Source organism: Pseudomonas jinjuensis, assembly GCF_900103845.1.
Classification (GTDB): domain Bacteria; phylum Pseudomonadota; class Gammaproteobacteria; order Pseudomonadales; family Pseudomonadaceae; genus Pseudomonas; species Pseudomonas jinjuensis.
The window spans coordinates 360,974-382,943 of sequence record NZ_FNIJ01000002.1; the positions used below are offsets into that span (position 1 = coordinate 360,974).

At 68.1% G+C, this 21,970-nt stretch carries 21 protein-coding genes; 14 read left to right on the forward strand and 7 right to left on the reverse strand.

Annotated features, from left to right (window positions below):
• Window positions 1–82 precede the first annotated feature (82 nt).
• The 4 genes from ssuD to BLR75_RS04115 all read left to right on the forward strand — a co-directional run bounded on the left by ssuD (window position 83) and on the right by BLR75_RS04115 (window position 3,185).
• Window positions 83–1,231 carry an FMNH2-dependent alkanesulfonate monooxygenase gene (gene ssuD, locus BLR75_RS04100; RefSeq protein ID WP_084310089.1) on the forward strand — a complete coding sequence of 383 codons (1,149 nt, stop codon included), beginning with the start codon at window positions 83–85 and terminating at the stop codon, window positions 1,229–1,231.
• Between the two features lie 117 nt (window positions 1,232–1,348).
• A complete protein-coding gene (gene ssuC / locus BLR75_RS04105; RefSeq protein WP_084310090.1) occupies window positions 1,349–2,140 on the forward strand; it encodes an aliphatic sulfonate ABC transporter permease SsuC in 792 nt (263 codons plus the stop codon).
• On the forward strand, window positions 2,137–2,943 hold the full coding sequence (gene ssuB, locus BLR75_RS04110; RefSeq protein ID WP_084310091.1) for an aliphatic sulfonates ABC transporter ATP-binding protein: 807 nt from the start codon (window positions 2,137–2,139) through the stop codon (window positions 2,941–2,943). The genes ssuC and ssuB overlap by 4 nt, the downstream gene beginning before the upstream one ends.
• A gap of 26 nt (window positions 2,944–2,969) precedes the next feature.
• On the forward strand, window positions 2,970–3,185 hold the full coding sequence (locus BLR75_RS04115; RefSeq protein ID WP_084310092.1) for a TOBE domain-containing protein: 216 nt from the start codon (window positions 2,970–2,972) through the stop codon (window positions 3,183–3,185).
• 86 nt (window positions 3,186–3,271) lie between these two features.
• Here BLR75_RS04115 and BLR75_RS04120 read toward each other — a convergent pair whose 3' ends face one another.
• Window positions 3,272–4,228: a threonine dehydratase gene (locus tag BLR75_RS04120; protein WP_084310093.1), complete on the reverse strand. Its 957-nt coding sequence runs from the start codon at window positions 4,226–4,228 to the stop codon at window positions 3,272–3,274.
• A gap of 388 nt (window positions 4,229–4,616) precedes the next feature.
• Here BLR75_RS04120 and BLR75_RS04125 point away from each other — a divergent pair, with 388 nt between their 5' ends.
• On the forward strand, window positions 4,617–5,585 hold the full coding sequence (locus BLR75_RS04125; protein WP_084310094.1) for a DMT family transporter: 969 nt from the start codon (window positions 4,617–4,619) through the stop codon (window positions 5,583–5,585).
• A 41-nt stretch (window positions 5,586–5,626) separates the two neighbouring features.
• Here BLR75_RS04125 and BLR75_RS04130 read toward each other — a convergent pair whose 3' ends face one another.
• The 3 genes from BLR75_RS04130 to BLR75_RS04140 all read right to left on the reverse strand — a co-directional run bounded on the left by BLR75_RS04130 (window position 5,627) and on the right by BLR75_RS04140 (window position 8,734).
• Entirely contained in the window at window positions 5,627–6,250 is a 624-nt protein-coding gene (locus tag BLR75_RS04130) for an NAD(P)H-dependent oxidoreductase (protein WP_084310096.1), read from the reverse strand.
• Entirely contained in the window at window positions 6,243–7,637 is a 1,395-nt protein-coding gene (locus tag BLR75_RS04135) for a class II fumarate hydratase (protein ID WP_084310098.1), read from the reverse strand. The genes BLR75_RS04130 and BLR75_RS04135 overlap by 8 nt, the downstream gene beginning before the upstream one ends.
• A gap of 83 nt (window positions 7,638–7,720) precedes the next feature.
• Entirely contained in the window at window positions 7,721–8,734 is a 1,014-nt protein-coding gene (locus BLR75_RS04140; protein WP_084310100.1) for a DUF2804 domain-containing protein, read from the reverse strand.
• Window positions 8,735–8,877: 143 nt separating this feature from the next.
• On the opposite strand from BLR75_RS04140, the gene BLR75_RS04145 reads away from it, so the two are divergent.
• The 5 genes from BLR75_RS04145 to BLR75_RS04165 all read left to right on the forward strand — a co-directional run bounded on the left by BLR75_RS04145 (window position 8,878) and on the right by BLR75_RS04165 (window position 13,271).
• A complete protein-coding gene (locus BLR75_RS04145; RefSeq protein WP_090415987.1) occupies window positions 8,878–9,435 on the forward strand; it encodes a DUF2059 domain-containing protein in 558 nt (185 codons plus the stop codon).
• A gap of 24 nt (window positions 9,436–9,459) precedes the next feature.
• Window positions 9,460–9,768, forward strand: a complete 309-nt coding sequence (locus tag BLR75_RS04150) for a BolA family protein (RefSeq protein ID WP_084310104.1) — start codon at window positions 9,460–9,462, stop codon at window positions 9,766–9,768.
• A 139-nt stretch (window positions 9,769–9,907) separates the two neighbouring features.
• Window positions 9,908–10,849, forward strand: coding sequence for an oxygen-dependent tRNA uridine(34) hydroxylase TrhO (trhO, locus tag BLR75_RS04155; protein WP_084310106.1), 942 nt, complete (start codon window positions 9,908–9,910; stop codon window positions 10,847–10,849).
• A 39-nt stretch (window positions 10,850–10,888) separates the two neighbouring features.
• Entirely contained in the window at window positions 10,889–11,491 is a 603-nt protein-coding gene (locus tag BLR75_RS04160) for a DsbA family protein (protein ID WP_084310170.1), read from the forward strand.
• Window positions 11,484–13,271: an ABC transporter ATP-binding protein gene (locus tag BLR75_RS04165; RefSeq protein ID WP_084310108.1), complete on the forward strand. Its 1,788-nt coding sequence runs from the start codon at window positions 11,484–11,486 to the stop codon at window positions 13,269–13,271. The genes BLR75_RS04160 and BLR75_RS04165 overlap by 8 nt, the downstream gene beginning before the upstream one ends.
• 1 nt (window position 13,272) lies before the next feature.
• Here BLR75_RS04165 and BLR75_RS04170 read toward each other — a convergent pair whose 3' ends face one another.
• Window positions 13,273–14,139 (reverse strand): class I SAM-dependent methyltransferase, encoded by an 867-nt coding sequence (locus tag BLR75_RS04170; protein ID WP_084310110.1) that lies wholly within the window; start codon window positions 14,137–14,139, stop codon window positions 13,273–13,275.
• Between the two features lie 287 nt (window positions 14,140–14,426).
• Here BLR75_RS04170 and BLR75_RS04175 point away from each other — a divergent pair, with 287 nt between their 5' ends.
• The 3 genes from BLR75_RS04175 (at window position 14,427) to BLR75_RS04185 (ending at window position 17,096) form a co-directional block, all read left to right on the forward strand.
• Window positions 14,427–15,071 (forward strand): helix-turn-helix transcriptional regulator, encoded by a 645-nt coding sequence (locus BLR75_RS04175; RefSeq protein WP_090415988.1) that lies wholly within the window; start codon window positions 14,427–14,429, stop codon window positions 15,069–15,071.
• 175 nt (window positions 15,072–15,246) lie between these two features.
• Window positions 15,247–15,729: a curlin gene (locus tag BLR75_RS04180; protein ID WP_371858101.1), complete on the forward strand. Its 483-nt coding sequence runs from the start codon at window positions 15,247–15,249 to the stop codon at window positions 15,727–15,729.
• Between the two features lie 41 nt (window positions 15,730–15,770).
• Window positions 15,771–17,096, forward strand: a complete 1,326-nt coding sequence (locus BLR75_RS04185) for a hypothetical protein (protein ID WP_084310113.1) — start codon at window positions 15,771–15,773, stop codon at window positions 17,094–17,096.
• Window positions 17,097–17,151: 55 nt separating this feature from the next.
• Here BLR75_RS04185 and BLR75_RS04190 read toward each other — a convergent pair whose 3' ends face one another.
• Window positions 17,152–18,258, reverse strand: coding sequence for a helix-turn-helix transcriptional regulator (locus tag BLR75_RS04190; protein WP_084310115.1), 1,107 nt, complete (start codon window positions 18,256–18,258; stop codon window positions 17,152–17,154).
• 301 nt (window positions 18,259–18,559) lie between these two features.
• Between BLR75_RS04190 and BLR75_RS04195 the strand changes: the two genes are divergently transcribed.
• Window positions 18,560–20,998 (forward strand): EAL domain-containing protein, encoded by a 2,439-nt coding sequence (locus tag BLR75_RS04195; protein ID WP_090415989.1) that lies wholly within the window; start codon window positions 18,560–18,562, stop codon window positions 20,996–20,998.
• Here the strand turns inward: BLR75_RS04195 and BLR75_RS04200 are convergent.
• Window positions 20,995–21,951 carry a quinone oxidoreductase family protein gene (locus BLR75_RS04200; protein ID WP_084310119.1) on the reverse strand — a complete coding sequence of 319 codons (957 nt, stop codon included), beginning with the start codon at window positions 21,949–21,951 and terminating at the stop codon, window positions 20,995–20,997. The two genes, BLR75_RS04195 and BLR75_RS04200, sit on opposite strands and share 4 nt — an antisense overlap.
• Window positions 21,952–21,970: the final 19 nt, after the last annotated feature.

Sequence of the window (21,970 nt, forward strand, 5' to 3'; positions counted from 1 at the left end):
ACAAAAAAAGCAGCACGACGTATACGAATCCCTTCATCGCGCGGCTACGCCATGCCGGCGCGCTTAAATTGGAGTTAAAGCGATGAGCCTCAACCTCTTCTGGTTCCTGCCCACCCACGGCGACGGCCATTACCTTGGCACCGCCGAGGGCGCCCGCGCGGTCGACCACGGCTACCTGCAGCAGGTCGCCCAGGCCGCCGACCGCCTCGGCTTCGGCGGCGTGCTGATTCCGACAGGACGTTCCTGCGAGGATTCCTGGCTGGTCGCCGCCTCGCTGATCCCGGTCACCCAGCGCCTGAAGTTCCTCGTCGCGCTGCGCCCGGGGATCATTTCGCCGACCGTGGCGGCGCGCCAGGCGGCGACCCTCGACCGTCTTTCCAACGGCCGCGCGCTGTTCAACCTGGTCACCGGCGGCGACCCGGACGAACTGGCCGGCGACGGCCTGCACCTGAACCATGAAGAGCGCTACGAAGCCTCCGTCGAATTCACCCGCATCTGGCGCCGCGTACTGGAGGGCGAGACCGTCGACTACGACGGCAAGCACATCCAGGTAAAGGGCGCCAAGCTGCTCTATCCGCCGATCCAGCAGCCGCGCCCGCCGCTGTATTTCGGCGGTTCCTCGGAGGCCGCGCAGGACCTCGCCGCCGAGCAGGTCGAGCTGTACCTGACCTGGGGCGAGCCGCCGGCCGCAGTGGCCGAGAAGATCGCCCAGGTGCGCGAGAAGGCCGCGCAGCAGGGCCGCAGTGTGCGCTTCGGCATCCGCCTGCACGTGATCGTGCGCGAAACCAATGAAGAGGCATGGCAGGCCGCCGACCGCCTGATCAGCCATCTCGACGACGACACCATCGCCCGCGCCCAGGCTTCCCTGGCGCGCTTCGACTCGGTGGGCCAGCAGCGCATGGCCGCCCTGCACGGCGGCAAGCGCGACAAACTGGAAGTCAGCCCCAACCTCTGGGCCGGCGTCGGCCTGGTGCGCGGCGGCGCCGGCACCGCGCTGGTCGGCGACGGCCCGACCGTGGCGGCGCGGGTGAAGGAGTATGCCGAGCTGGGCATCGATACCTTCATCTTCTCCGGCTACCCGCACCTGGAAGAGTCCTACCGGGTCGCCGAACTGCTCTTCCCGCACCTCGACGTCGCCCGTCCGGCGCAACCGGAAAGCCGCGGCTACGTCAGCCCGTTCGGCGAGATGGTGGCCAACGACATCCTGCCGAAGGTGGCGGCGGCGAGCTGAGGGAGCAACGGGATTCCCACGTTCGCGGGAGTCCAGAAAACCATGTAGGAGCGGGTCATACCCGCGACCCGTTTACCTGTCGCGGGCATGGCCCGCTCCTACAGAGAGAGTTGAGCAATGGCAAATAAGCACGTGAATTCAATTGCCCAGCGCCTCGCGCCCTGGGCCCTGCCGGTGGCGCTGGTCGCCATCTGGCAACTGGCGGTGGAAACCGGCTGGCTGTCCAGCCGCATCCTGCCGGCGCCGAGCGCGGTGGTCGCGGCCGGCTACCAACTGGTGCAGAGCGGCGAGCTCTGGCGGCACCTGGCGATCAGCACCTGGCGCGCCGCCATCGGTTTCGCCATCGGCGGCGGCATCGGCCTGGCGCTGGGCCTGGTCACCGGCCTGTCGAAGTGGGGCGAGCGCTTCCTCGACAGCTCGGTGCAGATGATCCGCAACGTCCCGCACCTGGCGCTGATCCCGCTGGTGATCCTGTGGTTCGGCATCGACGAGTCGGCGAAGATCTTCCTGGTCGCCCTCGGCACGCTGTTCCCCATCTACCTGAACACCTACCACGGCATCCGCAACATCGACCCGGGGCTGCTGGAGATGGCGCGCAGCGACGGCCTGTCCGGCTTCGGCCTGTTCCGCCAGGTGATCCTGCCCGGCGCGCTGCCGTCGATCCTGGTCGGCGTGCGCTTCGCCCTCGGCTTCATGTGGCTGACCCTGATCGTCGCCGAGACCATTTCCGCCAACGCCGGCATCGGCTACCTGGCGATGAACGCCCGGGAGTTCCTGCAGACCGACGTGGTGGTGCTGGCGATCCTGCTCTATGCCGTGCTCGGCAAGCTCGCCGACGTTTCCGCCCGCGGCCTGGAGCGCGTCTGGCTGCGCTGGCACCCGGCCTATCGCAAGGGAGGTGCCGCATGAACGCGGTGAACAACGCACTGCTCAGGCAGGGCATCCCGCTGGCGCTGGAAGGCGTGGTGAAGCGCTTCGGCGAGCGCGAGGTGCTCAGGGGCATCGACCTGCACATTCCCGCCGGCCAGTTCGTCGCCATCGTCGGCCGCAGCGGCTGCGGCAAGAGCACCCTGCTGCGCCTGCTCGCCGGGCTCGACCAGCCCAGCGGCGGCGCGCTGCTGGCCGGTCCGGCGCCGCTGGAGGCGGCCCGCGAGGAAACCCGCCTGATGTTCCAGGACTCGCGGCTGCTGCCGTGGAAGCGGGTGATCGACAACGTCGGCCTCGGTCTTTCCGGCGACTGGCGCGGCCAGGCCTTGCAGGCGCTGGAGGAAGTGGGGCTGGCGGATCGCGCCCATGAATGGCCGGCGGCCTTGTCCGGCGGCCAGAAGCAGCGCGTCGCCCTGGCCCGCGCGCTGATCCACCGGCCGCGCCTGCTGCTGCTCGACGAGCCGCTCGGCGCGCTGGATGCGCTGACCCGCATCGAGATGCAGCAACTGATCGAACGCCTGTGGCGGCAGCATGGCTTCACCGTGCTGCTGGTCACCCACGACGTCAGCGAGGCTGTGGCCACCGCCGACCGGGTGATCCTGATCGAGGACGGCGAGATCGGCCTCGACCTGCTGGTCGACCTGGCCCGCCCGCGCTCCCGCGGTTCGGCACGGCTGGCCGCGCTGGAAGCGGAAGTCCTCGACCGCGTACTGGCCCAACCGGCGGCCACCGCCGAGCCGGAACCCGTACAACCCCTGCCCACGCAACTGCGCTGGGCGCTCTGATCCGAACATCCCCAAGGAGAAATGCCATGACCATCAAAGCCATCAACGTCCGCAACCAGTTCAAGGGCACCGTGAAGGAAATCATCGAGGGCCCGGTGCTCTCGGAAATCGACGTGCAGACCGCCGCCGGTGTGGTCACCTCGGTGATCACCACCCGTTCCGTGAAGGAGCTGGAACTGGCGGTGGGCAGCGAGGTGATCGCTTTCGTGAAGTCGACGGAAGTGTCGATTGCCAAGCTGTGAGCTCCCGTAGGGTGGATGAGGCTTTTTTCATCCACCATTGCGGGGCCTGGAGTTGCGGGGTGGTGGATCGATGGAGCTGATCCACCCTACTGATGCAGCTCCCCCGCAAACACCTCGCGATCCACATTCCCACCGCTCAACACCAATCCCACCTTCAACCCCGCCAGCTTCTTGCGCTCCTGCATCGCAGCCGCCAGCGCCGCCGCGCCCGCGCCTTCGGCGACATTGTGGGTGGCGCTGAAATACAGGCGCATGGCCGCGCCGACTTCCTCGTCATCCACCTGCACGATGTGATCGGCGCCGTCGAGGATGATCGCCAATGCCTGCGGGTCCGGAGTGCTGCAGGCCATGCCATCGGCAAGGCGGGTGCTGGTCGGATGATTGACCGGCTTGCCCGCGGCGAAGGACAGCGCGTAGGCCGGCGCATGCTTCGACACCACGCCGACGATGCGCGTCTTCAGTCCCAGCGCGTTGCGCGCCGCGATCATCCCGCAGATGCCCGAGCCCATGCCGATCGGCACGTAGGCCACGTCCAGCCCGGCCACGGCGCGGAACAACTCCAGGCTGTAGCTGGCGACCCCGGCCACCAGCCAGGGATGGAAGGACGGCACCAGGTGCAGGCCGTCGCGCTTCGCCAGTTCGGCGGCATGTTCGCGGGCGGCCTGGAAGTCCTCGCCATGTTCGACCAGGTTGGCGCCGAGGCTGCGCATCGCCGCGTTCTTCTCGCGGCTGTTGCCGTGGGGCACGACGATGGTGGCCTGCATGCCATGACGTGCCGCGGCGAAGGCGATGGACTGGCCGTGGTTGCCGCGGGTGGCGCTGATCACCCCACGCGGTCGTTCCGGCTGCTCGCTGAGGCGCTGGAAATACACCAGCCCGCCACGCAGCTTGAAGGCACCCACCGGCGAGTGGTTCTCGTGCTTGACCCAGGCTTCGCAACCCAGCGCCTCGCCGAGCAGCGGCCAACGGAATTGCGGGGTGGGCGGCAGGCTGGCGTGGACGATGGCGGCGGCCTGTTCCAGTGATTCGAGGGAAAGGGGCATGGGCGGTCTCCGGGTGGGCTTCATTGCAGTCTAGGAGCCGAGGCGCAGGGTCGACAGGCACAGCTGGGGGCGGAAACTGTAGCGGCGGTACGATCGGTTGTAGGGTGGAAAACCGCGAAGCGTTTTCCACCATGGTGGACGTGGAAAGCGACGTCCACCCTACGTGTGTTGTGCCTGATGGGATCGGCAGGTAGCTGGTCGCGGGCATGGCCCGCTCCTACACAAATCCTGCACCTTGTAGGAGCGGGCCATGCCCGCGACCTATTGCAGGTGGCTGGATAGAGCACGTCCGTCCCAGCCGACCAGCACAGTTGCCCCGCTTAACTGTTCCTGTCGGCACGGCTTCGGCTGGCATAGCATGGTCGACCACTCACGCGTCGAGGCTCCCATGCACGTTTCTTCCGGCCGCTGGCAATTCGGTCTGTTTCTCGCCCTGGTCACCGCCGTGCTCTGGGGCATCCTGCCGATCAAGCTGAAGGAAGTCCTCAAGGTCATGGACCCGGTCACCGTGACCTGGTTTCGCCTGGTCGTTTCCGGCGGCCTGCTGCTGATCTACCTCGCCTTCACCCGCCAGCTGCCGCGCTTCCGGCCGCTGGGACGCAGCGGCGGCCTGCTGGTGGTGCTCGCCGTCGGCGGGCTGACCGGCAACTACGTGTTCTACCTGATCGGCCTGCGCATGCTCTCGCCGGGCACCACCCAACTGGTGATCCAGATCGCGCCGATCCTGCTGCTGCTCGGCAGCCTGTTCGTCTTCAAGGAAAGCTTCAGCATCGGCCAGGCGCTGGGCCTCGCGGTGCTGTTCTGTGGCTTCGGGCTGTTCTTCAACCAGCGCCTGGCGGAGCTGTTCGGCTCCCTCGGTGACTACACCGTCGGCGTGCTGATCGTGGTGCTCGCGGCGTTCGTCTGGACCTTCTACGGGCTGGCGCAGAAACAGCTGCTGACCCAGTGGAGCTCGGTGCAGGTGATGATGGTGATCTACCTCGGCTGCGCGGCGCTGCTGACGCCCTGGGCGCATCCGGCCGAAGTGTTCGACCTCAACCCGCTGCAGTTCTGGCTGCTGCTGGCCTGCTGCCTGAACACCCTGGTGGCCTACGGCGCCTTCGCCGAGGCGCTGGCGCACTGGGAGGCCTCGCGGGTCAGCGCGACCCTGTCGATCACGCCGCTGGTGACCTTCATCTCGGTGGCCGTGGCGGCTTCCCTGTGGCCCGACCATGTGCACCCGGAAAGCCTGAACGGGCTGGCCTATATCGGCGCGCTGCTGGTGGTCGGCGGCTCGGCGCTGATCGCGCTGGCGCCGTCGCTGCTGAAGAGCTACCGGGCGCGCCGGGCGCGGATGGCGGTTTCGGAGAACGGCTGAGGTTCATTCACCCTCTCCCATGAACGGGAGAGGGGATTTCCTCACACCTGCGTCCCCAACTGCTCCGCCCGCTTCAGCCAGGCCTGCCGCTGTTCCTCGTTGGAGCTGCGCACCGGGCTGAATTCCTCCAGGTGGTGGGTGTGGATGCCGCAGGCTTCGAGGATGCCGTGCTGCATCTGGCGGAACGCCGGGGCGCCCTGGCGGATGCGGTAGCGCCAGCGGGGCTGGTCGTGGCTGACCAGCAGGTCGGCGGTGCGCCCGCCAAGGAGTTTTTCCCAGTCGCGGTCTTCCGGATGGCGGTAGCGGAAGGCGAAGCCGGGCAGCAGCACGCGGTCGAAGAAGCCCTGCAGCAGCGCCGGCAAGCCGCCCCACCAGACCGGGTAGACCAGCGCCAGGTGCTCGGCCCAGTGGATCTGCCGCTGGGCTTCCAGCAGGTCGGGTTCGAGCACCTGGTTCTGCTCGTAGCCGCCGCGCAGCACCGGGTCGAAATGCAGTTCGCCGAGCTTCAGTACGTGCACCACGTGGCCCTTGCTGCGCGCGCCCTGGGCGTAGGCCTCGGCGAGGGCGTGGCAGAAGCCGAAGGGTTTCGGCGTGCCGAGGATCAGCAGGATGCGCTTGCCGTCGCCCTCCAGCGGGGTCGCGCCGAACTTCGTCGATTCAACCATTCTGGCCGGCCTCCAGCATGGTTTCCGGGCGCACCCACTGGTCGAACTGTTCCTCCGTCAGGTGCCCCAGCGCCAGCGCCGCGGCACGCAGGGTGGTGCCTTCGGCGTAGGCCTTCTTGGCGATCTCGGCGGCCTTGTCGTAGCCGATGTGCGGGTTGAGCGCGGTCACCAGCATCAGCCCGCGCTCCAGGTGCTCGGCCATCTGCCGCGCGTCCGGCTGCATGCCGGCGATGCAGTGGCTGTTGAAGTTGCGACAGCCGTCGGCCAGCAGGCGCACCGATTCCAGCAGGTTGTGGATGATCACCGGCTTGAACACGTTGAGCTGCAGGTGGCCCTGGCTGGCGGCGAAGGTGATCGCGGCGTCGTTGCCGAACACCTGGCAGGCCAGCATCGACAGCGCCTCGCACTGGGTCGGGTTGACCTTGCCAGGCATGATCGAGCTGCCCGGCTCGTTGGCCGGCAGCTTCACCTCGGCGAACCCGGCGCGCGGGCCGGAGCCGAGCAGGCGCAGGTCGTTGGCGATCTTCATCAGCGCCACGGCGAGGGTCTTCAGCGCGCCGCCGATCACCACCAGCGGCTCGTGGCCGGCGAGGGCGGCGAACTTGTTCGGCGCGGAGACGAAGGGCAGGCCGGACAGCGCGGCCAGCTCGGCGGCGATGGCGTCGGCGAAGCCCTTCGGCGCGTTCAGCCCGGTGCCCACCGCGGTGCCGCCCTGGGCCAGTTCGTAGACCGCCGGCAGCGCGGCGCGGATGGCGCGGTCGGCGTAGTCGAGCTGGGCGACGAAGGCCGACAGCTCCTGGCCGAAAGTCACCGGCGTGGCGTCCATCAGGTGCGTGCGGCCGGTCTTCACCAGCTTCGCGTGGCGCGCGGCCTGTTCGGCGAGGCCGTCGCGCAGTTCGGCGATGGCCGGCAGCAGCTGCTCGTGCACGGCCTTGGCGGCGGCGATGTGCATGGCGGTGGGGAAGCAGTCGTTGGAACTCTGCGCGCGGTTGACGTGGTCGTTCGGGTGCACCGGCGCCTTGCCGCCGCGCGGGTTGCCGGCCAGCTCGTTGGCGCGGCCGGCGATCACCTCGTTGACGTTCATGTTGCTCTGCGTGCCGCTGCCGGTCTGCCAGACCACCAGCGGGAACTGCTCGTCGTGCCTGCCGGCCAGCACCTCGTTGGCGGACTGTTCGACCAGCCGGGCGACCTCCGGCGGCAGTTCGCCGAGGCGGTCGTTGACCCGCGCGGCGGCCTTCTTGATCAGCGCCAGGGCATGGACCACGGCCAGCGGCATGCGTTGGCCGCCGATGGCGAAGTTTTCCAGCGAGCGTTGGGTCTGGGCGCCCCAGTAGGCGTCATCGGGGACTTCGATGGGGCCCAGGCTGTCGGTTTCGGTGCGGCTCATGGCGAATTCTCCTGGTCGGTCTCGGCCAGTTTAGGCCGTACTTGGTGCTCCGGGTTCCATGCTCCCTAAAGCCGATGACAGACCTACCAGCGGGCGTTGGTCTCGCCGATCCAGCCGAGCGCGCCGGCCACCGGCACGCGGGTGCCGGCGGCGTTGCGCAGGAAGCCGTCGAAGCGGCCGAACCACTGCCGGGTGTCGCTGTACAGGCAGGCGAGGGTAGGGCAGGCGCGATGCAGCTTGCGCGGGATGAACAGCAGTTCGACGCTGCCGCAGGCGCTGCTCAGGTTCCATGGCGCCTGCTCGCCGTCGGCGGGCTGGCGGATTTCCACCGGGGCGCGCAGGTGCAGCAGTTCGCCGCCGAACCACAGGGCGTTCTCCTTCAGCTCGCTGCGGTCGGTCCAGCCCCAGCCGAAGTTGCCGGCGATGCCGCCGGGCGCGGCGAAGGCGGCGCGTTGCCACCAACTGTTCAGCGGCCACACGCCGCGGCCGAAATCCAGCGCGGCGAAGCTCTGGCCGGGCTCGCAGTGGTAGCTGTCGCTGCCCAGGCGCAGGCTGCCGGTGATCGGCAGGCCCATCTGCCGGCTGCAGGCGTGGAAGTGGCGGCCGCCCATCGGCGCCACCAGGTTGACCGACTCCAGGTGCGACGGCCGCTGGACTTCCAGCGACATCAGCATCGGCAGGCCGCCGAGGTCCGGCGCGTGGGCGGAGATGCGCAGGCGGCCGGGCTGCTCGTCGAACTTCAGGGTCAGCCGGTCGTGCTGGAAGGAGTGGCTCTGGTTGGGCATGTCGGGCAGCTGGCAGCCCCAGCCGAACGGCTGCAGCTGCGAGCGGCTCACCGACTTGCCGGTTTCCAGGTCGAGGAAATAGATGGCGCCGTAGCCGAGGTAATCCAGGTCGGCGATGGTCAGCGAGAGCATCCAGCCGGGGGTGACGATGCACCAGTGGTTCCAGCGCTTGCGCCGGCCCAGGTTGCCCGGCAGCTGGCAGTTCACCCGCGGTCGTACCGACCAGCCGACCGCCGCCGGGTCCAGCCGGCCCCGCGCGTCGCACAGGGGCTGGAACCAGCCGGCCGGCGAAATGGTGGCGTGAGTAGTCATCGGACACATCCATGTGGCAACCGGACTCAGGATGCCGGTTCACCGGAGGCAGGGCAAGCGATCCCCGGCGCCAGGCGATCGCCGGCCGCTGCTGGCATTCCGTCATCGGCGAATCTTGAGGGGAACCTGAACTTGTGCCAAGAATGGAGGGCCTTATGGATACCCAACTTCACACTCAAGGACTGCCCATGACCAATCTCCGCAAGATTTGCACCGCCGCCCTGCTGGTGGGCTTCAGCTCGGTAGCCCTGGCCGATTCCGCCGCCGAGGCCGAGAAATTCCTCAAGCAGGTGCACGCCGACCGCCTGACCACGCCGGTGTACGCGCAGGTGCAGCAGATGTTCGCCCAGCGCTTCGCCCAGGCCAAGGCGCCGGAAAGCAAGAAGGCCGTGCTCGACCGCTACCAGGCCAAGGCCAATACCGAGCTGGACCGCGCGGTGGGCTGGGACAAGATCAAGCCGGACCTGATCAAGCTCTACACCGACAACTTCACCGAGTCCGAACTCAAGCAACTGAACACCTTCTATGCATCGCCCCTGGGCAAGAAAGTCCTGGAGAGGATGCCGCGCCTGACCGCGCAGTCCGCCCAGCTGACCCAGTCCAAGCTGCAGAACGCCGTCGATCCGGTGAACAAGCTGCTCGCCGACATGGACAAGGAACTGGGCGTGAAGGCCCCCGCAGCCCCAGCCAAGAAGCCCTGACGAGCGGCTTCCGAGAGAGTGAACATGAGTATGCGTGAACGACTCCAGACCGCCCTGGCCGCCCTCGAACCGCAGCACCTCGAAGTGTTCGACGAGAGCCACATGCACAGCCGCGGGCTGGAGACGCACTTCAAGGCAGTCGTGGTCAGCCCGGTGTTTTCCGGGCTGAACGCCGTCAAGCGGCACCAGAAGGTCTACGCCAGCCTGGGCGACCTGATGGGGCAGTTCCACGCCCTGGCCCTGCACACCTACACCCCAGATGAGTGGGCGACGCAGGGCATGGCGCCGGATTCGCCGACCTGCCGCGGCGGCAGCAAGCACGACGCGCACTGAGGCGAAGGTGCGGGGCGTGCCCCGCTCGGGTAGAATCCACGCAGCGCCGGCCTTCGCCGGCGCTGTCGTTTTCGCCAGGTCCAGATACCTGGCCGGTCCGCCCTTTACGTGGGCGATTACTGAAAGGAAATACCCCGCAATGACCCAGAAGATCGTCGTCGCGGCGCTCTACAAGTTCGTCTCCCTGCCGGACTACGTCGCGCTGCGCGAACCCCTGCTGCAAACCCTGCTCGACAACGGCATCAAGGGCACCCTGCTGCTCGCCGAGGAAGGCATCAACGGCACCGTCTCCGGCACCCGCGAAGGCATCGACGCCCTGCTGGCCTGGCTGAAAGGCGATCCGCGCCTGGTCGACGTCGACCACAAGGAGTCGTACTGCGACGAGCAGCCGTTCTACCGCACCAAGGTCAAGCTGAAGAAGGAAATCGTCACCCTCGGCGTGCCGGGCGTGGACCCGAACAGCCAGGTCGGCACCTACGTCGAGCCGCAGGACTGGAACGCGCTGATCTCCGACCCCGAGGTGCTGCTGATCGACACGCGCAACGACTACGAGGTGGCGATCGGCACCTTCGAGGGCGCGATCGATCCGAAGACCCAGTCGTTCCGCGAATTTCCCGACTACATCCGCGCCAACTTCGACCCCGCGAAGCACAGGAAGGTCGCCATGTTCTGCACCGGCGGCATCCGCTGCGAGAAGGCTTCCAGCTACATGCTCGGCGAGGGCTTCGCAGAGGTGTTCCACCTCAAGGGCGGCATCCTCAAGTACCTGGAGGAAGTGCCCGAGCAGCAAAGCCTGTGGCGCGGCGACTGCTTCGTCTTCGACAACCGCGTGACCGTGCGCCACGACCTCTCCGAGGGCGACTACGACCAGTGCCACGCCTGCCGCAACCCGATCTCGGTCGAGGATCGCCAGTCCGGGCACTACGCCCCCGGCATCAGCTGCCCGCACTGCTGGGATTCGCTGAGCGAGAAGACCCGCGCCAGCGCCCGCGAGCGGCAGAAGCAGATCGAACTGGCGAAGGCGCGCAACCAGCCGCATCCCATCGGCCGCGACCCGCGGCAAGCCGCAGTGGAGAACTGAACCTTGGCCAACGCCCGCCTGCTCTACGTGATGGACCCCATGTGCTCCTGGTGCTGGGGCTTCGCCCCCGTGGCGCAGGCGCTGGCGGAACAGGCCGCCGCCGAAGGGATCGGCATGACCCTGCTGCTCGGCGGCCTGCGCACCGGCCACGGCGCGGCGCTGGACCCGGCCACCCGCGACAGGATCCTCCAGCACTGGCAGGCGGTGCAGCTCGGCACCGGGCAGCCGTTCCTCTTCGACAACGCCCTGCCGGACGGCTTCGTCTACGACACCGAGCCGGCCTGCCGCGCCGTGGTGGCGGCGCGCGGGCTGGACGCGGCGTGCGCCTGGGCGCTGGTCAAGGCCATCCAGCATGCCTTCTACGCCGAGGGCCGCGACGTGACCCAGGCACCCCTGCTCGCCGAGCTGGCGGAAGGCGTCGGCCTGCCGCGCATCGAATTCGCCGAGGCGTTCGACAGCCAGGAGAACCACCTCGCCACCCTGGCCGATTTCGGCCGCGCCCGCGATCTCGGCATCGCCGGCTTTCCCACCCTGCTGGCCGAACGCAACGGCCAACTGGCCCTGCTGACCAACGGCTACCAGCCGCTGGCAGAGCTTTCCCCCCTGCTGGCCCGCTGGCTGGAGCGCGGACGACATGTCTGAAACCCCCGATCGCCTGAGCTGGACGGAAATCCGCAGGCTCGCCCTGCGTCACCGCAAGTCCCTGATGCTCGCCAACCTGGTGGCGGTGTTCGCCACCCTCTGCAGCGTACCGATCCCGCTGCTGCTGCCGCTGCTGGTGGACGAAGTGCTGCTCGGCAAGGGCGACGCCGCCCTGCTGTTCATGAACGACTTCCTGCCGGACGGCTGGCAGCGGCCGATCGGCTACATCGGCCTGATGCTGCTGGTGACCCTGACGCTGCGCGGCGCCTCGCTGGTGTTCAACGTGGTGCAGGCCAGGCTGTTCGCCAGCCTCGGCAAGGACGTGGTGTACCGCATCCGCCTGCGCCTGATCGAACGCCTCAAGCGCATCTCCCTCGGCGAGTACGAGACCCTCGGCAGCGGCTCGGTCAACGCGCACCTGGTCACCGACCTGGACACCATCGACCGCTTCATCGGCGAGACCCTGAGCAAGCTGCTGGTCGCCATCCTGACCCTGACCGGCACCGCGGCGATCCTGATCTGGATGCACTGGAAGCTGGCGCTGCTGATCCTGCTGTTCAACCCGCTGGTGATCTTCGCCACCGTGCAGCTGGGCAAGCGCGTCAAGCACCTGAAGAAGCTGGAGAACGACAGCACCTCGCGCTTCACCCAGGCGCTCACCGAGACCCTGGAGGCGATCCAGGAAGTCCGCGCCGGCAACCGCCAGGGGCATTTCCTCGGCCGCCTCGGCCTGCGCGCCAGGGAAGTGCGCGACTACGCCGTCGCCTCGCAGTGGAAGAGCGACGCCGCCGGACGCGCCAGCGGCCTGCTGTTCCAGTTCGGCATCGACGTGTTCCGCGCCGCGGCGATGATCACCGTGCTGCTCTCCGACCTGTCCATCGGCCAGATGCTGGCGGTGTTCAGCTACCTGTGGTTCATGATCGGCCCCGTGGAGCAGCTGCTCAGCCTGCAGTACGCCTTCTACGCCGCCGGCGGCGCGCTGGTGCGGATCAACGAGCTGCTGGCGCGCAAGGACGAGCCGCAGTACCGCGGCGGCGTCGACCCGTTCCTGAACCGGCCGACCGTCGGCATCCAGGTGCGCGGGCTGACCTTCGCCTACGGCGAGGAACCGGTGCTGCAGGACATGGACCTGGACATCGCGCCGGGCGAGAAGGTCGCCATCGTCGGCGCCAGCGGCGGCGGCAAGAGCACCCTGGTGCAGCTGCTGCTCGGGCTCTATACGCCGCAGGCCGGCAGCATCGCCTTCGGCGGCGCGAGCCAGGCGGAGATCGGCCTGGAAACCCTGCGCGACAACGTCGCCGTGGTGCTGCAGCATCCGGCGCTGTTCAACGACACCGTGCGCGCCAACCTGACCATGGGCCGCGAGCGCAGCGACGACGCCTGCTGGCGCGCGCTGCAGATCGCCCAGCTGGCCGACACCATCCGCGCCCTGCCGCAGGGACTGGACAGCGTGGTCGGGCGTTCCGGCGTGCGTCTCTCCGGCGGCCAGCGGCAGCGCCTGGCGATCGCCCGCATGGTCCTCGCCGAACCCAAGGTGGTGATCCTCGACGAGGCCACTTCGGCCCTCGACGCCGCCACCGAATTCGCCCTGCACCAGGCTTTGGCGCACTATCTGGAAGGCCGCACCACGCTGATCATCGCCCACCGCCTGTCCGCGGTTAAGCAGGCCGATCGCGTGCTGGTGTTCGACGGCGGGCGCATCGCCGAGGATGGCGACCATCAGCAACTGATCGCTGATGGCGGGCTATACGCGAAGCTATACGGCCACCTGCAACATTGAGTCAGCCGTGGCGGATCGCCTCGACGAACGCCACGCAGCCGCTCAGGTCATGGAAGACGCGGGTGCCGCCGATCTCCTCTTCTGGAATTCCGCCGAGCAGCGCCTGTAGCGCCTCGGCGCCGCGATAGCGCGGCCGCCAGTCGAGCAGGCCTTCGAGGTAGGCGATGTTCGGCACGCCTGGCCGGAAGTTGGCCAGCAGCAGCCGGCCGCCGGGCTTCAGGCGGCGGAACAGGTCGCGGACGAGGGTGGCGGCGAGCCTGTCGTCGAGCTGTTCGCAGAGGCTGGGGCAGTAGATCAGGTCGAAGTCGCGCAGCTCGGGATAGCCGCCCGGGAACTGCTCGATGCCGCCGAGGCAGGTGCGCACGCCAAGGCTGCCATAGCACTGTTCGATCACCTGCAGGTGCGGCGGATGGCTGTCGAAGGCGACGAACTCGCCGAAATGGCCGTGGCGCAGCGCCTTCGACAATTCCGCTTCGCGCAGGTGGCCGCTGCCCACGCAGAGGATGCGCGCCTGCCCGGCCCGCAGGTGGCAGCAGGCGTCTATCTCCCGCGACAGCCGTTGCCGGCGCGAACGCAGCGCGCGTGGCGCCGGGGCGCTGCAGGCGTAATGGAACAGCTCCTCGGTCAGCCCCGCGGGATTCTGCTCCCCCAGGGGGCTGTTGATGCCGTAGAGATAGTCGATCAGCACGGCGTTGCCGGCGCGGGGCGCCGCCGGCCGCGAAGCGCGCATGGAGAAGGGCGGCCGCTCGGCCTGCACCGGCCCGTCCGCCCGCGGGACGAACCCCCTGCCGAGCTGGCGGATCTTCCGCTCCAGCCTGCCGATGGCTTCTTCCAGCGAGACCGCCAGTTGTCGCGTCCGCTCTTCCATTCCGCCGTTCCCCCCTGCTTCAGCTCGAAAGGTGCCGTCTGCGCTGGACGGCGACCATGGGAGACAAGCTAGTGGCTTGGCAGCGCGCGGCCATCATTCATGTGAATGAAAGTGGCGGCGGTATGGCGGATGCGAGGCCGGCACCGACGAGCGGTCGAAAGATTCATCCAGATGAATGATGGTCCGGGGGGCTTTCCCGGACTAAGGTTTGATGTCAATTGGCTATCGGGGATGGTCGCCCTCATAGCGGAATCTTCAAGACGTACGCCAGGGACGTTTTCATGGAAATGGATTTGCTTCGCAGTGAAAGGGCCGGCCGGCCACGAGAAATCACCCTGCTCACCGCCAACGAACTGCTCGGCCAGTTGTTCCGGCATTTTCTCGGCAGCAGCGACGAGTGGGAGGTCACCCTGCAGCCGCTCGACCTGAGCCTGCCGGCCGATACCGCGCTATGGCTGCTCGACGTCGGCAGCGTCGAGCAGCCGCAGCTCTCGATGCTGCTCGAACGCCTTCTGGCGCAGGCGCCCGGGGCGCTGGTGAATGTCTCCGCGAAGGAAGCCGAGCGCCTGGTGGACAGGCACCCGGGGATCAACGGCGTGTTCTACAGCCACGCCAGCCGCGAGCAGGTGCTGAGCGGGCTGCGGACGCTGCTCGATGGCGGCGTCTGGCTGCCGCGCACCGTGCTGGAGCAACTGCTCTGGCAGTTCCGCCGCCTGCGCCAGTCCCCCGAAAGCCTGGCCGGGCTGACCGGCCGCGAGCAGGAAATCCTCGGCCTGGCGGGCAAGGGCCTGTCCAACGCCGAGATCGCCAGCCATCTCTGCCTCAGTCCGCATACCGTCAAAAGCCATATCCACAATCTCCTGGGCAAGCTGGGAGCGTCGAACCGCGTCGAAGCGGTGTTCCTCCTGCGCAGCCAGCTCAGGCTGGAGTAGCACCTCCGGATTCATCCCCCCACGGCATCCAGCCCGGCCGGCAGACCTGCGCGGAATGGCTGCGCTTCCACCCGGATTAATCCCCAGGGCGCGCATTTTCCATCCATCTACCGATACCGGGCCGGCGAGCCCCCTCTGAAACTGGCGCCATCCGTATCGAGGAAGGGAAATCGCCATGGGGCTCCTGCAAGGCATTCGCACAGCCATAGTGCTGGCACTCCTGGGGGGCTGGGGCTGCATGCCGGCGTGGGCCGGTGACCTGGCGGACAACTTCGACCTCGCCCCGGACCTCGACCTGGTCGTGCTGCGCGACCGGCTTCCGGTCGCCAACAACCGCGCCTACGTGCTGCAGCAGGGCGCCGCCAACCACGCCACGCTGAGCCAGACCGGCCACGGCTCGCTGGGGCTGATCGTGCAGGCCGGCAGCGACCAGGAGGCCTTCATCCTGCAGCAGGGCACCGGGCAGATGGCCGCCATCGGCCAGTACGGCTCGGCCAACGAGGCGTGGATCTCGCAGGTCGGCGCCTACAACCAGGCCCAGATCACGCAGTACGGCGCCGGCAACAGCGCCAGCATCGAACAGGCCGGCTACGGCCTCAACACCGGCATCACCCAATACGGCAATGGCCAGAGCGTGCAGGTACGCCAGCTGCGCTGAAGTCGGCCGCACACAACGAGCGCAACCCAAGGAGATCGACCATGTTCAAGCTAAAACCCCTGGCCATCGCAATCCTGACCCTTGCCAGCGCGCAGGTCATGGCGGCGGGCAACACCGCCACCCAGATCCAGCTGAGCGGCGACGGCAATGACTCCACCGCGATGCAGACCGGAATCTCCGACGGCAACACCTCGACCCAGGTGCAGGCGGGCGACAACAACACGGCCAACGTCAGGCAGCTGGACGTATCCACCGGCAACGTGGCTGGCCAGGCGCAGGCGGGCAACGGCAATACCGCCACCATCGAGCAGAAGTGGGGGGCCTACTACAACGAGGCTGCGCAGGCGCAGACCGGCAACGGCAACACCGCAACCGTGGACCAGCACGACGAGGCCACGGCCAACCATGTCTATCAGGTACAGGATGGTTCCGCGAACAAGGCATTCGCGGAGAATGCCTACGTCTCGACCGGCAACTACGCCACCCAGCTGCAGAGCGGCACCAGCCACGAGGCGGAGATCTGGCAGCAGTGGGGCGAAGGCAACCAGGCCCTGCAGGTCCAGGATGGCGACGATCACTACGCCAAGGTCTATCAGGGCGCGGATGCCAACAGCAACATCTCCGTGCAGACCCAGACAGGCACCAGCAACACCTCCACGGTCAACCAGCTGTTCAGCGCCGACGGCAACTATTCCGAGGTGACCCAGAACGGCGTCGGCGCTGGCAACTCGGCGCTGGTCGAGCAGAACTGGGGCGGTGGCAACGTATCGGTCCTCGACCAGGACGGCGACGGCAACGATGCCCACGTCACCCAGCAGCACGGCGACGGCAACGGCTCCGCCCTGACCCAGGCCGGCAACGGCAACCTCGCCAGCGTGTCGCAGCACGACGGCGACGGCAACCAGTCCGCCCTGACCCAGACCGGCAACTACAACAGCGCATCCGTCACCCAGGCGGACGGCGGCTGGAACGTCTCGTCCCTCAGCCAATCCGGCAACAACCACCAGGCGACCGTCACCCAGGGTGGCGGCAACAGCAACGAGCTGTATTTCGAGCAGGACGACGACGGCAACGTCCTGACCGCCGACCAGTCCGGCACCGACAACCTGATCACCGGCTACAGCCACGGCGACGACAATGTCGTGGACGTCGATCAGGTCGGCAGCCTCAACACGGCGCACGTGGAGCAGTACTCGGGGTCCAGCGAAAACCTGGCGGACATCTCCCAGACTGGCAGCGACCACGTCGCCACCGTGCTGCAGGGCGGCATGGGCAACGAGGCCTTCGTCACCCAGACCAGCACCGGCAATACCGCCTACGTGCTGCAGGCCGGCACCAACGGCACCGCCACCATCATCCAGAACTGAGCCTTTGCGTGTGCCTGGCTGCCGACTTCGGTCGGCAGCTTTTTTTATTTCCGGCCTACTGGCGCAGCCGCCCGATCAGGCCGACCAGCTCCACCTGGCGCTCGGTGCCGGTCTTGCGGAACAGGCTGCGCAACTGGCTGCGCACGGTGTTGATCGACACGCCCAGGCGCTCCGCGCACTGCTCCGGGGTCAGGTTCAGGCTCAGCAGTTCGCACAGGCGCCGCTCGGCGGGGGACAGGCCGAACAGTTCGGCCAGCAGCGGGCCCGGCCTTGCCTGTTCGAGCAGGGCGAGCAGCGCCAGGGGTTTCTGGAACTGCAGGTTGAACGCAGCGTCGGCCGGGATCGGCGTGACCAGCAGCTCGCAGGGCGGATCGCCGTCGAGGCGCAGCCAGCCGGCCTGGCGCTTGCTCCTGTCCCTGCGTTCGCAGGCCTGGCGGACCAGCGCCTGCAGGCGGGCGCCCTGCTGGCGGCTGTGCAGGCGCTGGAAGTTTTCGTAGAAGGGCGCGCCGCGCTGGCGCATGCGCTGCTGCGCGGCCTGGTTGCAGTAGAGCACCCGGCTGTCGCTGTCGAGCAGCCATAGCGGCGTCGGATGCTGGTCGAGCAGCAGGTCGCGCTTGGCCAGCTCCACGCGCATGTCGCTGATCCGTTCGAACATCCGCGCGGCCTGCAGCAGATGCGGGCCGAGGCGCCGCAGCAGGGCCTGCTGTTCCGCGCCGGGCTCCGCGGCGTCGGTGCTGGTCAGCAGCGACAGGAAGATGCCCGACGACGGCTGCTCGTGGAGCTTCATGCAGGAGATGTTGCGCATCCCGTGGGGGAAGTGGAATTCCTGGTAGTACGGGTCGGTCAGGATGTTCTGCCGGCCGTAGTGCTGGAGATCGTGATACCAGTCGCCCACCGCCCGGTTGAGCATGAAGCCGCGGCTCGGATCGAGATTGCAGAATTCGCGGTTGTAGGCGTCGATGGCCGAGGATTCGCAGAGATTGATCTCGCTCGCCTGTGCGGTGGCGGAGTTCAGGTCCCAGAACAGCAGGGCGCCGAACTGCCGGCCGGTGGCGCCGGCCAGCCCCTTGAGCAGCGGCAGCCAGGCGTTTTCGTCGAGTACGCATTCATAGCAGAGTCCGACCAGACGGTCGTACTCGGCTTCGAGGTCCCTCTCTCGCACGTGAGCTTCTCTCCCTTGCTGCCCAGGCCCGGCAATGCGTTGCGGCGGATATATGGCATATGGCCTCCACCCTCGCAAGACCGCCGCCGGGGCCTTTCCGATGGACGGCCGGGCAAGGACAGAACGGCCAAAGAACCATACTCGCGTGCATTAGTTCTTGAGGATTCAGCGACAAGCGCCTATCTGTATTGATGGGCAGAATGCCAGCTACCCGTCGCGATCGGACGGAGAAGCCGGGGGGGCCTGTGCCTGGCGGGCGCAGGGGTGAAGAAGAATACCGGTGCGATCGATGGAAGCAGTCATGCAGGACAGATTCCGGCGTGTTCCCCACCTGGCGAGGCTGGTATGGCCGTTCGTCCTGGTGGTGCTTTTCCAGGGGCTGATCAGCGGCGCGAGCCTGTATGCGCTCTCCGCCGTGCGCGCCTATGTCGGCGGCGAAAGCCTCTGGTCCAAGGGCCAGAAGGACGCCATCTACTACCTGCAGCGCTACGGCATCACCCATAACCCCCGGGACTACCGCGGCTATCTCGACGCCATCGGCATTCCCCTCGGCGACCGGGTGATGCGCCTCTCCCTCGACCAGCCCGAGCCGGACCTCGAACGCGCGCGGCGCGGCGCCCTGCAGGGCGGCAACCATCCCGCCGACGTCGACAGCCTGATCTGGCTGTACCGCAACTTCCACGATGTCAGCCAGTTCCAGCATGCGGTGAAGCTCTGGCTGATCGGCGATACCTATCTGGACCAGCTGATGGCCGTCGCCGAGACCCTGCATGCGCGGATTTCCAGCGGCAGGGTGGAGCCGGCCGAACTGCAGGCGCTGAGCGATCGCATCGAGGCGATCAATGTCGCGGTGACGCCGGTCGAGCAGGCCTTCTCCGAGACCCTCGGGAGCATTTCCCGCCAGCTGATGGGGCTGCTGCTGGCGCTGAACCTGCTCACCGGCGCCGCGCTGATCGCCCTGGCGAGCTGGCGCACGGGCAAGCTGCTGCAGCGCCAGCAGAGCTTCGAACATGCCCTGGAGGCCATGCGTGAACGGGCGCAGACCACCCTGGCGGCGATCGGCGACGGGGTCATCGCCCTCGACCTGGGCGGCCGCGTCACCTTCGTCAACACCGCCGCCGCCGGGCTGATCGGCTGCCATGCCGACGCGGGCGTCGGTGGGCCGCTGGCGGGGCTGCTGCAGATCGTCGACGAGCGTACCCGCGAGGAAGGCCTGCCAGTGCTCGGGCAGATTCTCCGTGGCGAGTCGGACGGCTGCTGCGAATCGGGCAAGGTCATCCGCCGGGCCGACGGCGGCAGCGTGGCGGTGACCCTGGTCTGCACGCCGATCCAGGCGCGCGGCCGGGTGGTCGGCGCGGTGCTGGTGCTGCACGACATCACCCGCGAGCGGCAGTACATGGAGAAGCTGTCCTGGCAGGCCAGCCACGATGCGCTGACCGGCCTGACCAACCGCCGCGAGTTCGAATTCCGCCTCGAACAGGCCTTGCAGCGCTCGGCGCGCCAGGGCGACCGGCACAGCCTGATGTATCTCGATCTCGACCAGTTCAAGCTGGTCAACGACACCTGCGGGCATGCCGCCGGGGACGAGCTGCTGCGCCAGCTCTGCGCCGCGCTGGAGGATGGCCTGCGCGAGGTCGACACCCTGGCGCGGCTGGGCGGCGACGAATTCGGCATCCTGCTGGAGAACTGCCCGCCGGAGGTCGCCGGGCAGATCGCCGAGCACCTGCGGCAGACGGTGCAGGGCCTGCATTTCATCTGGAACGGCCGCTCGTTCAAGATCACCGCCAGCATCGGCATGGTGCATGTCTCCACCCGGCTGGAGTCGGTGGAGGAGGCGCTGCGCTGCGCCGACATGGCCTGCTACATGGCCAAGGAGAAGGGCCGCAACCGCGTCCAGCTGTTCAGCGCCGACGACTCCGAGCTGGCGCAGCGCTTCGGCCAGATGACCTGGGTGCAGCGCATCCGCCTGGCCATGGAGGAAGACCGCTTCTGCCTCTACGCGCAGCCGATCTATCCGCTGCGGCCCTGCGGCGACGAGGGCGAGCATGTCGAACTGCTGCTGCGCCTGCATGACGAGGGCGGGCAGCTGGTCTCGCCGGGCCACTTCATCCCCGCCGCCGAGCGCTTCGGCCTGATGCCGCAGGTGGACCGCTGGGTGGTGCGCAGGGCCTTCGAGGAACTGGCGGCACGCGCCCGCGACGGCGAGCGGCGGCCGATCTCCACCTGCGCGCTGAACCTTTCCGGCGCCACCATCGGCGATCCCACCTTCATCGATTTCCTGCGCGAACTGCAGCCGCGCTACGGCGTGGCGCCGCAGCGCATCTGCTTCGAGATCACCGAGACCAGCGCCATCGCCGACCTCGACAGCGCGGCGCGCTTCGTCGGCGAACTCAAGGCGCTGGGCTACCGCTTCGCCCTCGACGACTTCTGCGCCGGCATGTCGTCCTTCGCCTACCTGAAGCACCTGCCGGTGGACTACCTGAAGATCGACGGCAGCTTCGTCAAGGACATCCTCGACGACCCGATCGACCGGGCGATGGTCGAGATGATCAACCAGATCGGCCATGTGATGGGCAAGAGCACCGTGGCCGAATTCGTCGAATCGACGGAAATCCTCGAAGCCTTGCAGGAGATCGGCGTGGATTACGTGCAGGGCTACGCGCTGGCCGCGCCGCAGCCGTTCGGCCGGCGCGTGCGCCAGGCCGAAGCGGTGGAGGAGGTCGGGGCGATCTGCAGTTAGGGAATCAGCACGATCTTGTCGCTGCGCCCCTCGTTCACTTCCCGATAGCGCTCGAGGCCTTCGCTGAGCGGCGACTCGTGGACGTCGATGGGCAGCGGCAGGCTGCCGTCGTCGAACAGCTGGCCGAAGCGGCTGAGCATCGCCGCGCAGGCCACGGTGTCGTAGAGCAGCGTGTTGACCCCGACCACCGCGCCGCCGCGGCGGTACAGCGCCAGGGCCGGCAGCTGCACCTGGCCGTCCACCGGGGCGGCGATGATGGCGATGCGGCCGAAGGTGGCCAGGGCCGGCACCGCCGCCGGCAGCCAGAAGCCGGTGGTATCGAAGATCACCTCGGCGCCGCCGGCGAATACGTGATCGACCTGTACCGCCAGGTCTTCCGGCGCATCCAGCGTCAACGCGTCGATTCCCTGGGCCTTCAGCTGCTGCGCCTGACCGGCGCGGCGCACCCCGGCCAGCACCTGCGCACCGCGCGCCTTGGCCAGGGCGATGGCGGCCGAACCCACGGCGCCGACGCCGATCACCAGCAGCCGCGTGCCGGCGCCGACCCCGGTGCGCTCCAGGGCGTCCCAGGCGGTGGTGTAGGGCACCCCGCAACTGGCGGCCTGGGCGAAGCTCAGCGCCTTCGGCATCAGCGCCACGCCGGCGGCGGGCAGGCAGAGGCGCTGGGCATGGCTGCCGTCGCTGAGGAAACCGGGCCCCCTGCCGGTGCCCCAGACGGCCTGGCCGAGCAGATGTTCCGGGCCTTCCAGCACCACGCCGGCGAAATCGCGGCCGGGCACGCGGGGCAGGGTGGTGTAGGGGAAGCGGCCGAGGACGTTCTTCACGTCGCTCGGGTTGAGGCCGGCGGCGCGCACCTCGACCAGGACTTCGTCGGCGGCGGGAACCGGGTCGGGAAGCTCGACCAGCTTCAGCGCGGCGAGGTCTCCGGTGTAGGCGAATTGCAGGGCTTGCATGGGGAATGTCCGTAGCGGA